At 57.9% G+C, this 12,830-nt stretch carries 14 protein-coding genes; 7 read left to right on the forward strand and 7 right to left on the reverse strand.

Annotated elements, in window-relative coordinates:
- Positions 1 to 329: 329 nt before the first annotated feature.
- Positions 330 to 968, reverse strand: a complete 639-nt coding sequence (locus AB4Z13_RS21695; protein ID WP_029868558.1) for a response regulator transcription factor — start codon at positions 966 to 968, stop codon at positions 330 to 332.
- Between the two features lie 239 nt (positions 969 to 1,207).
- Here AB4Z13_RS21695 and AB4Z13_RS21700 point away from each other — a divergent pair, with 239 nt between their 5' ends.
- The 3 genes from AB4Z13_RS21700 (at position 1,208) to AB4Z13_RS21710 (ending at position 2,642) form a co-directional block, all read left to right on the forward strand.
- Positions 1,208 to 1,366 carry a hypothetical protein gene (locus AB4Z13_RS21700; RefSeq protein WP_310382613.1) on the forward strand — a complete coding sequence of 53 codons (159 nt, stop codon included), beginning with the start codon at positions 1,208 to 1,210 and terminating at the stop codon, positions 1,364 to 1,366.
- Between the two features lie 140 nt (positions 1,367 to 1,506).
- The gene (locus tag AB4Z13_RS21705; RefSeq protein WP_442206787.1) at positions 1,507 to 1,755 is read left to right on the forward strand and encodes a hypothetical protein; all 249 of its coding nucleotides are present in this window, start codon (positions 1,507 to 1,509) and stop codon (positions 1,753 to 1,755) included.
- A gap of 131 nt (positions 1,756 to 1,886) precedes the next feature.
- Entirely contained in the window at positions 1,887 to 2,642 is a 756-nt protein-coding gene (locus AB4Z13_RS21710; protein WP_442206788.1) for an SDR family oxidoreductase, read from the forward strand.
- 84 nt (positions 2,643 to 2,726) lie between these two features.
- On the opposite strand, the gene AB4Z13_RS21715 is transcribed toward AB4Z13_RS21710, so the two are convergent.
- From AB4Z13_RS21715 to AB4Z13_RS21725, 3 genes are all read right to left on the reverse strand, one after another.
- On the reverse strand, positions 2,727 to 3,167 hold the full coding sequence (locus tag AB4Z13_RS21715) for a hypothetical protein (protein ID WP_113323290.1): 441 nt from the start codon (positions 3,165 to 3,167) through the stop codon (positions 2,727 to 2,729).
- Positions 3,168 to 3,524: 357 nt separating this feature from the next.
- Entirely contained in the window at positions 3,525 to 4,304 is a 780-nt protein-coding gene (locus AB4Z13_RS21720; RefSeq protein ID WP_442206789.1) for an alpha/beta fold hydrolase, read from the reverse strand.
- A 310-nt stretch (positions 4,305 to 4,614) separates the two neighbouring features.
- Entirely contained in the window at positions 4,615 to 5,361 is a 747-nt protein-coding gene (locus tag AB4Z13_RS21725; RefSeq protein WP_113323284.1) for a glucose 1-dehydrogenase, read from the reverse strand.
- 317 nt (positions 5,362 to 5,678) lie between these two features.
- On the opposite strand from AB4Z13_RS21725, the gene AB4Z13_RS21730 reads away from it, so the two are divergent.
- A complete protein-coding gene (locus AB4Z13_RS21730; protein WP_442206790.1) occupies positions 5,679 to 7,214 on the forward strand; it encodes a PAS domain-containing sensor histidine kinase in 1,536 nt (511 codons plus the stop codon).
- A gap of 6 nt (positions 7,215 to 7,220) precedes the next feature.
- Here the strand turns inward: AB4Z13_RS21730 and AB4Z13_RS21735 are convergent, their stop codons facing one another.
- A complete protein-coding gene (locus AB4Z13_RS21735) occupies positions 7,221 to 7,607 on the reverse strand; it encodes a response regulator transcription factor (protein WP_439017810.1) in 387 nt (128 codons plus the stop codon).
- Positions 7,608 to 7,658: 51 nt separating this feature from the next.
- Positions 7,659 to 8,306, reverse strand: coding sequence for a response regulator transcription factor (locus AB4Z13_RS21740; RefSeq protein WP_439017809.1), 648 nt, complete (start codon positions 8,304 to 8,306; stop codon positions 7,659 to 7,661).
- Positions 8,307 to 8,763: 457 nt separating this feature from the next.
- On the opposite strand from AB4Z13_RS21740, the gene AB4Z13_RS21745 reads away from it, so the two are divergent.
- From AB4Z13_RS21745 to AB4Z13_RS21755, 3 genes are all read left to right on the forward strand, one after another.
- Positions 8,764 to 8,994, forward strand: coding sequence for a hypothetical protein (locus AB4Z13_RS21745; RefSeq protein WP_113323280.1), 231 nt, complete (start codon positions 8,764 to 8,766; stop codon positions 8,992 to 8,994).
- 197 nt (positions 8,995 to 9,191) lie between these two features.
- Positions 9,192 to 9,842: a response regulator transcription factor gene (locus AB4Z13_RS21750; RefSeq protein WP_442206791.1), complete on the forward strand. Its 651-nt coding sequence runs from the start codon at positions 9,192 to 9,194 to the stop codon at positions 9,840 to 9,842.
- 61 nt (positions 9,843 to 9,903) lie between these two features.
- On the forward strand, positions 9,904 to 12,183 hold the full coding sequence (locus tag AB4Z13_RS21755) for a PAS domain-containing protein (protein WP_439017807.1): 2,280 nt from the start codon (positions 9,904 to 9,906) through the stop codon (positions 12,181 to 12,183).
- A 68-nt stretch (positions 12,184 to 12,251) separates the two neighbouring features.
- On the opposite strand, the gene AB4Z13_RS21760 is transcribed toward AB4Z13_RS21755, so the two are convergent.
- Positions 12,252 to 12,734, reverse strand: coding sequence for a helix-turn-helix domain-containing protein (locus AB4Z13_RS21760; RefSeq protein ID WP_442206792.1), 483 nt, complete (start codon positions 12,732 to 12,734; stop codon positions 12,252 to 12,254).
- Between the last annotated feature and the right edge of the window lie 96 nt (positions 12,735 to 12,830).

Here is a 12,830-nt window from a genome sequence, read left to right on the forward strand (position 1 = left end):
GCGTCAGCAGCCACAAAACCCATGAGCACCTTGAGAAGCTCAGGCGATTTCTCCGTAGAATGAATAGGTTGCGTCATCGCCTCGGTCCTGGATTCTACTGGGATAGTTGGCTGCCTTAGATCAGCGACCAGGATCCAAACCTAAGCGATTGTGGTCTGACGCATACCCAAACATACGTTGGGGATCTGCCAGCATCCCATGCGATTGACCAGAAATTCAGGAGGAAATGCCGGCCAAACGGGCACCGGCCAAGCGGCCTCGGGATTCTGCAAAGGGTCGAGCTTTCACTCGAATGGCCGATTGTTTCGAGCGCGGGGCGGTAGGGGCATTCAGCCCCGCTGAAGCTGCTCGACCTTGCGCACCAGATCCGCCAGGGAGCGGCACTGCATCTTGCGCATGAGGCTCATACGGTGAAGCTTGACCGTCATTTCGCTGATACCGAGCTGATAGGCGACCTGCTTGTTCATCAAGCCGCTCGCCACGGCATGCATGACCTCCTGCTCCCTCGGTGTCAGGCTATCGGCAAGCGCTTGGACGCGTTTCAATTCTTCATTCGACTTGCGGCGTTCATCGTCGATCCTGATGGCGTGATCGACAGCGTCGAGGAGAACCTGGTTGATGAACGGTTTTGTGATGAAATCGGTCGCGCCTGCTTTCATCGCCCTGACGCTCGTTGGAACATCCGCGTGGGCTGTGAGGAAAATGAGCGGCAACTTGCTGCCGAGCGCCAGAAGCTGGCTTTGGAGGTCGAGGCCCGACCCCCCTGGCATTCGCATGTCGACGACGACACAGCCGGGCGCGTTTACATCAGCCCATTTGAGAAATTCGAGGCCGTTTGGAAAGGCTGATGCGCGCTTGTTCGTGACCGTGAAGAGATCCACGAGGGCGCTGCGTATCTCGGCATCATCGTCGATGACATAAACGACCGGCTCGGCGCTCTTGTCCGTCTTTACCTGGGCGTTTTGCATCGAATTACCTCTTTGGTATCTGAGAGATCCCGGGCCTAAACGCGCCTGTATCCCTCTGTTCTACCCTTTGTCGGCACTCGGTCACCAAACCATGCCAGCAGCTAGATCAAGAAAGACCAAAGCGCCGGCCTGGATGGTGCCTGCCTGCTCAATGAGACGCCAATCGATACCATAGGATACGCGCCGGCGGACGGTACACCTTGGTTTACCATCGCCCGACCATCTGTTCCGAGGTCTCCATGGTCGTCAAAACCGAACAGGACCGGCAGCAAACGCTGCCGGTCCTGCCTGCTCGACGACGTAAGCCGGATGGGTTGGACGCTCGGCTGCCATTTCGTTGGCCGCAGGAAGAAACCGGAAAAACCCCTGCGTTCATCATCTCCATCGTGCCCGGTTAACACGGCTCACAGACGCTCAGATACTGGTCGATACAGCGCCTGGCATCCCTAACATTGGTTTGCCAAACCTTGGTTTGCGTTGACCCTATCCCGCTGAAAGTCCAGCCTTTTCACCTGAGAGAATATCGAGGAAGGAGCCCGTGGCGGACATGAAACCTATCGAGCAGAACGATGGCGCAGAATATGCGATCGTTCGTGAAGCGAACTGGGATTTTACGCTGGAGAAATTTACCAAGGGCGAAGCGGTGTCCGGCGGTTTTCCGACTCGGTTTGAGGCCATTGAGGACTGGCTTCGTTTCCTGAAGAAAGAACGTGAGCAGCTCGACGCGGCGATTGCACGCGCCAACGAAATCCGGGTCGTCGAGCTTGAGAACTCCCACGGGCATTAATCCCTGGGACAGGAGCTGTGAGCGAACGCAGGTGCCCCTGCTTCGGGTCAACCCAAAACTTCGTTTTATCGATCCGTCCCCGGAAACAGCTATCCTTTCGGCATGGCAGACAATCTCCCCGGAGGCGTGAGATGAAAATTACAGTTGTTGGTGCGAGCGGGATGATGGGATCCAAGATCGTTCGCGAACTGGAACGGGCGGGTCAAACCGTCAGTGGAGTGTCGACCAGCACCGGCGTCGATGCCTATACCGGCGAAGGGCTGACGGCGGCGCTTGCCGATGCGGACGTGGTGATCGATGTCACCAATTCCGGCTCATTCGGCGATTCAAACGCGCTCGGCTTCTTCAAGCAGGCGGGAAAGAACCTGCTAGCAGCAGCGAAGGATGGCGGCGTCGGGCACTATCTTGCCCTGTCCGTCGTCGCGACGGACAGGCTGGTGGAAAACGACTACTTCCGCGCAAAGATGGTGCAGGAAAATCTCATAAGGGCTTCAGGGCTGCCCTATACCATCGTTCGATCCGCACAGTTTTTCGAATTCTTCAACGGCATCATCGATTTGGCAGCCGACGGCAATGGTTTCCGGCTGTCGCCCTCTCTGGTGAGACCGATCGCAGCGGATGAAGCGTCAACTTTGATATCCAGGATCATGATCGATGCACCCCGCAATGACATGGTTGAAATCGCCGGCCCTGAATCCGTACAGCTGGACCAATTGGCGCGAGAAATTTTGACGGCAAGCGAAGATCCGCGCTCGATCGCGATCGATCCCGAAGCGCCATTCTTCGGCGTGGAGCTTGCGAAAACCACGCTCCTTCCCGGAGCTGGTGCTCTTGTCGGGACCGTGACATTCCACGACTGGCTTTCCCGATCGATGATGGCCGCCTAGCGGCAATGTTTCTGCAGATGTTGCGGCTGGAAACAAAAGGAGGCGCAGAAGCGCCTCCTTTCCTCTTTGGCTGACGCATCCGCGTTACACGCGAATTCCTGCAACTGCCTGCCGGTTCGAGGAGGCAATGGCCTGTTGAATTGCCCAGAGCGTCGCGAGTATCCCGAAGATCGCGGGCAGGCTCACCGCCGGGAAGTCCCTCAGGATCACCGACGAGGAGCAGATGCCGACAGCGACTTCCCAAAGATGGAAGGTGGCATGCGCGATCAGCCAGAGCGTCGCGCCGGCCCACAGCTCGACCCGCCGGCTCGGCTTCCAGGCGCCAAAGGCAAATGCAAGCGCGATGAAGCCCTGGATGATGCCGATATCGCGAATGAAATGCTGGTTGTACATCCCCGTATCCGTGACGCCCGGGACAAAATAATACCAGCTTTCGGGATCGTAGAGCATGTAAAGGGCCAGCCAGCCGGCAAGCAATATGTTGAAACCGACCATGATGTAGACAATGAATTTCGAGACCTGCATCGCAACCTCCTTGGATAAGCGGGCCTCAAAATTAACATCCAAGGCTGGGGCTTACTTCCCAAACCAAGGTTAGGGAGCCAAATATGATAGGCCGCTGGAATATCGAGGAAAACGGCTGGAAGTCAGCCGCCGGCACCCTCGAGACAGGACCGAAGTGCCCGCTATCAATCGGAGTGCCGAGAAAGACCGCTGGTGCATTTGCAACGGCCGACAATGTCTGTGTATCTGCACAGAAACGCCGCAGCGGCATCAGACTAAACAATTCAGATTATTTACAATTTCGGCCGCACCGACAACAGCATTTGGGCTCCGCCAACGAGGACGGAGCCCGTTCAAGAACAAGATGAAGTTTTAGCGTTACTTGGCGGAAGCAGCGTCTTCGATGATCTTCGCAACCTTGTCGGGATGAGAAACCATTACGACGTGGGAGGCACCCTTGACCACGACGGTCTCCTTGGAGTGAGCCCGCTCTGCCATCCAGCCGAGAGCTTTGGCCGGAATGTTCTTGTCTGCATCACCGTAGATGAACCAGGAAGGAATGGTCTGCCACGCCGCGCCGGGCGCTCCCTCTGTCAAGGCTGCTTCGGTAATCGGGCGCTGGGTTGCTGCCATCAGCTTTGCGGTCTTTGCCGGCACATCAGCAGCAAACTGCTCATGAAACTTACCCTGCTGGATATACAGATCCTTTCCGCCATTTTCCAATGCCACCGGCTCGGCAAGCGTCGGCGCCAGAGTGCTGCCGGGGAACTTGCCCGAGAGGTCTGCGGCGGACTCGCCTTTGTCAGGAGCAAAGGCAGCGACATAGACCAGCGCTTCGACATTCTTCGTCCCCGCAGCAGCCTCGCTGATGACTGAACCCCCATAGGAATGGCCAACGAGAACGACCGGGGTCTTTATGCCGGCGACGATGCGGCCGACATAGTCACCATCCGACTTTACGCTGCGCAGCGGATTGGCAACGGCGACAACCGGATAACCATCCTTTTTCAGACGAGCGATGACATCGTTCCAGCTCGATGCATCGGCAAAGGCGCCGTGCACGAGCACCACCGTCGGCTTTGCTGATTCAGCGGTTGCAGGGGCGGCGAGAATTGCCAGTGCGCCGAGCGCGAATACGGATTTCAAGATTCTATGCATCGGTTGGTCTCCTTTGTTGAATTGCGCACAATTTAATATGACGCAATTCATATGTCGAGTCACTTTTTGTTCAACTGGTGACGACCAACTGGATGAAGGACGTTTCGGACGTCAGGCCAGGCGCCGCGATCGCCAACGTGAGCAGCCATATCGTTGTATCGGCGAACGTTCTGCAACAACCCAAACCTCCGTTCTAAGACTTTCCCATCGGTACCGACACAGGGCTCCGCCTAGGGGGCCATCTTCGGGACAAAGAGATTGCTACGGCCGGCATACGAGCCGGCCGCGCAAAAATCCGACGACATTGGCGTCAGGCCACGCACATACCCCCGTCGACGTGGAGTTCGATTCCGTTTACGAAAGTGCCGGCCGACGCAAGGAAGAGCGCGGCCTGAGCCAGTTCTTCGGGGCGCCCGAGACGTCCTGCCGGTATCAGATCCGCCATCTGCTGCTCGAACTGCGGACGGTTGCTTTCGTTGACGCCGAGTTTTCCCAGGATCTCGGTCTCGACAGGACCGGGGCTGAGAATGTTGACGCGGATCCGGCGCGATTTGAATTCGATCGCCCAATTGCGCGCAAATGCGGCGAGCGCAGCCTTGGTACCGGCATAAACAGTATGGTTCGGCAAAACCTTAGTCCCGGCCAGAGAACTCGTGACGATGATGTTTCCGCCATCGCGCATATGCGGAGCGATGGTCTGAACACCGAAGAAGACACCGCGCGTATTCACCGCAAAATGCTGGTCGTATTCGGCCTCACTGACCGTTTCTGACGCCGCGAGATTGATGATGCCGGCATTGGCCATATAAACATCAATGGCGCCAAAACGCTCCGTTACCTCAGCCGCGAGCCGGCGATGGTAATCGATGCTGGCGACGTCGCCGCAAATTCCGATTGCTCCATTACCGATCTCCCGAACCGCTTCTTCGACGACATCCTGGCGGCGTCCGGTGATGACGACCTTCGCCCCCTCCTCGGCGAAAAGCCGCGCCGTCGCTTTTCCTATCCCGCTATTGCCACCAGTGATGATGGCCACCTTATCCTTTAGGCTTGGCATCTGAATTCTCCTTGTTGACGCGCAGGAGATAAACAGTTGCGCTGGCCGCTATTAGCCGGGTCCGAGGACAAGGAACTTTGCCTGCAACAGACAAATGAGCGGGCGCGGCCGATCGTCTATCACGAAACCCGCTTAGCGGATGAACGCATCCAGTTCGTCATCCGGCGCGACGACATCCAGGCAGATCGGCAGCGACTGGCAGCCAAGACGCATCGTTCCCGTATGAATTGCTTTCGTTTTCCGCTGTATCGTAGGATAAAATCCTGCTGCAGGCACTTCAGCCTGTTGAGACGTGCATGTGTCGCCAGGAGCAGGGAATGATCGTCAGCCGGAGCGTCAAAGCATTGCGCAAACGGGAACGGGCGCTCGCCGAACTCGTCGATAGGGTGCCGTCTCACATCTGGCGGTTGACCGCAGATGGCGAGCCGATCTTCTTCAACAAACAGATGATCGATTACCTCGGTCGGGATATTGCCGATTTACAGTTACCGGACATGAGCCGGCTGGATGCAATGATCGAGATGGCGATCCACCCAGATGATGCCTCGGGCTTCAGGGACGCGCTCCATCATTGCTTCGCCACCGGCGAAAGCTTTTCCACACGATACCGGCTGCGCCGCTACGACGCCGTCTATCGCTGGATGTCGAGCCGCGCAGATTCGATACACGACCGGCATGGACGCATCAGCCAGTGGTATGGCCTCTGCCACGATATCGACGATCAGGTCCACGCCGAAGAGGCGTTGCAACGCAGCGAACGGCACCTTCAGCGGCTCATCGATGCCTTGCCGGTCCACATCTGCAGCTGGACACCGGCGGGCGAGCTCTCCTACGTCAGCAGGCGCTATATGCAGGAACTGGGCCTTTCCAAAGCGAATTTCGAGGAATTTGCACGGGCAGCGCAGGAACTTGTCCATTCCGAGGATAGCCCGGAGGTGCAGCGCAGGGCTGCGCATTGCATCCGGGCGGGCGAGCCTTTCATGATGCGATACAGACGGCGCGGACCGGACGGTATGTTCCACTGGACGGAAGGTCGGTTCGAGCCCCTTCGCGATAGAAACGGTGCGATCGTGGAATGGTATGGCCTGTCCATCGATGTCGAGGATCAGGTCCGCGTTCAGGAGGCTTTGAGCCTCGCCCAGCAGAACCTCGCGCGTGCAAGCCAGGCGGCGAGCCTTGCCGAGCTTTCCGCCTCGATCGCCCATGAGATCAGTCAGCCGCTCGCGGCCGTCATATCAAGCTCGGATGTCAGCCAGCGCTGGCTTTCGGCGGAACCGCCCAATATCGAACGGGCGCAGAAAGCAGTTGAGCGCATCTCGGCAAGCGCACATTCGGCCGTCGAAGTCGTCGGCCGCATCCGCGCTTTGTTCAAACGCTCTGAAACGTCGAGAGATTACGCCGCACTCGATAGCGTGGTCAGAGAAGCACGCGACCTCATGGCCGAGGAAGCGATGCGGCGGCGCGTGCGCATGGATATCGAGCTCGAGCGCGACCTGCCGCCGATCGCCTTCGATCGGGTTCAGGTCCAACAGGTCCTGATCAATCTTATCCGCAATGGCCTGGAGGCCATGGATTCTGCTGGTGATGACCGCGTTCTGCACATTCGCGCCCGCCGTGCGACAGATACCGTGCAGATAGAGATCAGCGATCGCGGCCCGGGCGTCGAATTCCCCGATAGAATATTCGAGCCCTTCTTCACGACAAAAGGCCAAGGGATGGGCATGGGGCTGGCAATCAGCCGCTCCATCGTCGAATCTCACGGCGGACGGTTAAGTGTGGAGCAAGCCGACCCATACGGAGCGAAATTCATCTTTACCCTGCCGGTTGAAGTGGAACAGGCCGCTCGCGCGTGACGACGACTAGCCTGCGCGATAATCGCTGATCGCGCGCTCCAGCCACGACATGAGCAAGTCGGCATTGACAGGTTTCTTCAGAAAGGCGATCGCGCCCGCCTGAAAGACGGCGGCCTCGACGTCTTTGTCCCCATGCGCAGTCATGATGATGACAGGCGGGTGGGATGGCATCCTGCTCAATGCCTGAAGCATCTCGACGCCGGACATTCCCGGCATTCTGACGTCAGCAAGTATGCAATCAACGAGCGAATAACCTTTTTCGTTCAGGAATATCTCGGCGGACTCGTAGAGCTCGCATTCATAACCGGCCGCCTCGAGCAGATCCTTGAGGGATTCCCTGAGATAGCGATGGTCATCAATGACAGCGACAGTCTTATTGGGGGAACTTGCCATTGCGTCAGTACAATTCTTCTTTTTCGGGCAATGAGCTAGGCGCCGCGCAGGTTACTGATACAGTTTGAGATCCGGTTTCAACATGTCAAATTTGCGGACAAGCTCTGCAAGGGAGCCTGCCTGCATCTTTTTCATCATTCGTCCCCGATGCAGTTTCACCATGATTTCGCTGATCTGCATTTCATGTGCAATCTGCTTGTTCATCAATCCGGCTGCGACATAATGCAAGACTTCCCGCTCGCGCGGAGTAAGCCTGGCTTCACAGTTTTGCACCTGGGTGCGGATAGCGGCCTCTTTCCGGTTCTCTGCATCCCGCCTGATCGCTTCGCCAACTGCGGCGATCACGGCGCTGCCGGCAAATGGCTTGATCAGGAAGTCCGTTGCTCCCGCCTTCATCGCCTTTACGGTCAGGGGGATACTTCCGTGACCCGACATGAAGATAATGGGCATGGTGTTGCCGGCGGCGGCGAGTTGGTCTTGGAAGTCCAAGCCACTGATGCCGGGCATCCGCACGTCCAAAAGAATGCAGCCCGCCTGCCCCATATCGCAGCGCTCCAGAAAATCCGAAGCGCTCTCGAATGCGATGGCCTTCATCGCCACCGACTCGAAAAGGTCCACCAGCGAGGCCCTGACAGGGCCTTCGTCGTCAACGATACAGACAACCGGCTCGTCCCTCGTGCTGACTTGATCGATCGTCATGGCTTTCTGCGCCTCCAAACGACGGCTTTGCATATCTCCCCTACTGCCGTATCGCGGCCAATTTGACGCTGCCTCGTTCCGCAGCATTCATGAAGGGATTCCCATCCGCCAAGGCCCACGTCGGAATTGCATTTGGCGACGTGGTAACCTGCCTGCCATACTAACACGTGGACCCCATCACAAAAATACGCCAAGGGTCTAGGTTGGGCTGAAAGATCGATCCACAGGTCTGTCAAATTCTCTCGTAATTGCAAACAGGTAGTCCGCCAGCTGCGTCAAGCGACCCAAGCTCGATAAACCCGCGTAGAACTATCGCAAGACACACCTTCGTTGCCCCTGCGCACACCTTCGTATAACTCCCCGGCCCGCAAACCGCCTGTAAGCTGATCATGTCGAAGATCAATCAAAGGCGATGATCATGAGGCATGACCCAAGCTCTCAATACAGGCCCCTCGAGATGCCGAAGTTTCCGCTTTTGGTCATCGGCGGCCTGATCATCGGGATACTGGTGTATCTCGGCTATGGAGCGACATCGGCGCCCAAGGCGTCCGCGAAAATCTACGTGCCGCTTGCGACATCCTCCTCATCGCAAGCCGAACCGAAGGTCGCATATTTTGTCGTGAATGGTGAAACGCTCGCCGTATCACTCCAGCATCGGCCGACGGCATTCAGGGTTGCATCTCGCTAGCTGAACTGAGGCGCATTCCAGCTTGGCCTCATTCCCTCAAAAGTAGAAAATAAACCGGCAAGAAACCAGGCGTATAAAAATGCGCTCTGCCATATATATTTGGTTTAGTCGCCCCCTCCTTCAATTTCCCGATCTGTAGCGGTATTCTCATTCAGTTCCGGGAAGCGGCATGTCTGCTGGCAGTTGGAGGATCATGCATGGGGGTGACCACCTCCAAGGGGTCGAAAAGTCCGATCGCGATTTTGGTTGATGATGATGCGACCGTTTGCGCGGCTCTGGAGAACCTGCTGAATTCGGTCGGCATCGACGCGATGACATTTTTATCGGGCCGGGAATTTCTCGATGCAAAGCTGCCCGACCGCCCGAGTTGCGTCGTGCTGGATGTCCGCATGCCCGGCATCAGCGGTCTGGACCTGCAGCATCATCTGACCCGAAATGGCGTTACGACACCCGTCCTGTTTCTAACGGCGCACGGGGATATCGCAATGAGCGTGCAGGCGATGAAGGCCGGGGCGCAGGATTTCCTGACCAAACCTGTGCGGGACCAGACCTTTCTCGATGCCGTGTCCAAGGCCATCGCCACCGATGTCAGCCGCAGGAACGCACTGTCTGCAGCCGATCGATACGTTTCCCTGTTTGAAACCCTCACCGTTCGCGAGCGCCAGGTTCTGAAACTGGTCGTCTCCGGCGAGGTCAACAAACAGATAGCCTTCTCCCTCGGGATCAGCGAATTTACGGTGAAGCTTCACCGCAGCAATATGATGAAGAAAATGCAGGTCAGTTCGGTGGCGCAGCTTTTCAATGTCTGGCAGGCGCTGCCTTCGCATGTTCGAATGAGCGATGACTAAAATTACGCACCAGCGCTAGCTCACGTAAAAAGTAACGACAGCAAAAGCGAAGAGGACTTCCATGCAGTTGACATCGTCAAAAGAACGGATCGTCACGGCCATGGCTATTGGCGGCAGCGGCATCCTGCTGGCGGGGCTTTTCGCGGATCCCTCCGGCATTCTCGTCGCAATGGTCGCCATCTGGCTCTATACAAGCTGGCGCACAGGTCTGGCCGTGCTGCTCATCGGCTGTTTGCTGACAGCGGCTGTCGTTCTCTCTCCGGCCAATTTCGGTAATGACGAACCCACCCGGGTCGTCATGTTCTCCTGCTGCGCCACCGCGCTCTGGTTTTTCATCAATGTCTTCAAGCCGCAGAGCCTCTTCGACCGCGTTTACAAGAATATCCAGCCCAATATCGAAGACATTCCCGGCTTCGGCTGGTCGGCCTATCCCGACGGCCGCCTGCGCTTCCTGAACCCGAAAGCGCTCGATTTTGTCGGTGTGAGTGCCGAGGAAATGAGCAGGATCGCCAAGCTCGACAACCATTCGTGGTGGAGCCTTTTCGTCCATCCCGACGAGGTCGAAGGATGCATGGCAAGATGGGAGCACAGTCTCAGGACAGGAGAGCCGATCTTCGAAGAACAGCGGGTCCGGCGCGCCGACGGAACCTACCGGTGGCTGCGCGATTCCGCCATCGCGTCGCGTGACGAACAAGGCCGCATCACCGCCTGGTTCGCGACCTCGGTCGACATCGACGATCAACGAAAGGCGGAAGCTGCCCTCAGGGAGAGCCAGCAGCAATTGCAGCAGATGATCGATACGGTGCCGGCCCTCGTCTGGTGCGCAAACGCCGCCGGCGAGACCTCTTATATCAACAAGCCGCTTATGCGCTGGACCGGGATTTCGCTTGCGAGCAACGATCCCGCAGACACAAAAAGGTTCGCGACGGCGATCATCGAGGCCATTCACCCCGAAGACCGAGCACTATTCCAGAGGAGCCTGTCGCAGGCCTTTGAAACTGGCGAGCGCTTCGCGCTGAAATACCGGCAGCGGCGCTTCGATGGCGTCTATCGCTGGATTGACGGCAAGGCCGAGCCACTGCGCGACGCTGACGGTCAGATCATTCAGTGGTACGGCGTCTGCCTCGACATCCATGACGAGATGGAAGCGCACGAAGCAGCCCGTCAACGGGAAGCGGAACTGCGGCTGATCGTCGATACGGTGCCGTCGCTGATCTGGCTCATGACCCCCGAAGGGCTTCCCTGCTATCTCAACAAGCGCTTCTCCGAATGGGCGGGGCTCAACGAAGGCGATATTCACTCAAAGACGACGGAACAGGTCGCCGCCCAGGCGGATCTGGTCCATCCGGATGATCGCGCCGCAGTGGCAGAGGCATTCAGGAATGCTATTGCGACGGGTCAGCCTATCAACCACAAGGGCCGGCTTCGCCACAAGGACGGCCAATACAGGTGGATGGATTCACGCGTCGAACCCCTGCGCGACGAGAACGGCAAGATCATTCGCTGGTATGGCGTCAATCTCGACATCGACGACGAGGTTTGCGCGCAGGAGGCCTTGCGCCAATCCGACGAGAGGCTGGCAAGGGCGCTGCGCGCCGCCAGCATGTCCGAACTTTCCGTCTCGATTGCGCATGAGCTCAATCAACCGCTGCAGGCGGTGGTGGCCAATGCGAACGCGTTCCGCCGATGGCTGAATGCGGAGCCGCCGAACCTCGAACGCGCGCTACGTTCCGCCGACTGGATCGTGCGCGATGCCGATGCGGCCGCCGAAGTAGTCAGCCGCATCAGGGCGCTGTTCGGCAAGACCGCCTACCCCAGAACCGCCGTGGATCTGAACAATCTGATCAACGATGCCTGCGAACTGATCGCCGACAAGCTCACCTCCAACAAGGTGAAGGTTGATATCAATCTGGACCCTTATCTGCCTGTCACCAGCGCGGACCATGTGCAGCTGGAGCAGGTAATGCTCAACCTCATCCGCAACGGCATCGAAGCGATGCACGATATCGAGCCCAGAGCCCGTACTCTGAAAATCGAGTCCAGGCTGAGGGACGACGATACGGTCGAGGTGGAGGTGAGCGACCGGGGTACCGGGATCAGCGACACCGAGAAAATTTTCGAGGCGTTTTATACGACAAAGCAGGACGGAATGGGCATGGGCCTTGCGATCTGCCGCTCCATCATCGAATCCCACGGGGGACGACTGTGGGCCGAGAATGGCATTCGCGGCGGTGCATCGATCACATTCAGCCTGCCGGTGCGGGACCTTCAGGCCAAGCCGGCGCCGCGCGAAATCCACATCAGGCCACCGGTTAGGGAACTCGAATCCCTGTCAGCATGACCGGCGGCGACGCAAGCAGCACGACTGGTTCTCGCGGACCGGTTGATCGTGGCGAAAGGTGATCGGGACTACCGGATGCCGTCTTGAGAGGCGCTTTGCCTCGCGAGCTCATGCCGCCATTGGCTGGGTGTCGTTCCGACGAAACGCCGGAACAGCCGGCTGAAATGCGCATGGTCCGACAAGCCGCAAGCAAAGGCGATATCACCCATTTCGTGCTTGGAGGCGAGCAGCAATGTCCGGGCGCGTTCGATCCGCTGCTGCATGACGAAGGCGTAGGGCGACATGCCGAAGCTGATCGAAAAGACGCGGCGGAAATGGCCGGGGCTAAGCTTTGCAGCAGCCGCCAGATCGTCGACGCGAACCGGCCCTTCCAATCTTGCATCGACATAGTCGGTGACGCGTTTGACCTGCCAGTCGCTGAGCCCGGTCCTGCGGTGGCTCTTCTCCGGAATATTTGCCTCTGAGGCCTGCGACCGAACACGGGATTCGGACGAATGACAGTACCGGGACACCGCCGAAACGCCTTGCTTCAACCTGATCTCATCATCCATCAGACCGCCCCATGCAGCTGGCGGGATCGCCATATCCAGATGAACTCTGATCGTCCGGGAAATCCATAAGGTTGAGGTCTAGCGCACTACGCCGAA

Origin of the sequence: Rhizobium sp. YAF28, assembly GCF_052113285.1 — a bacterium.
Lineage (GTDB): Bacteria > Pseudomonadota > Alphaproteobacteria > Rhizobiales > Rhizobiaceae > Rhizobium.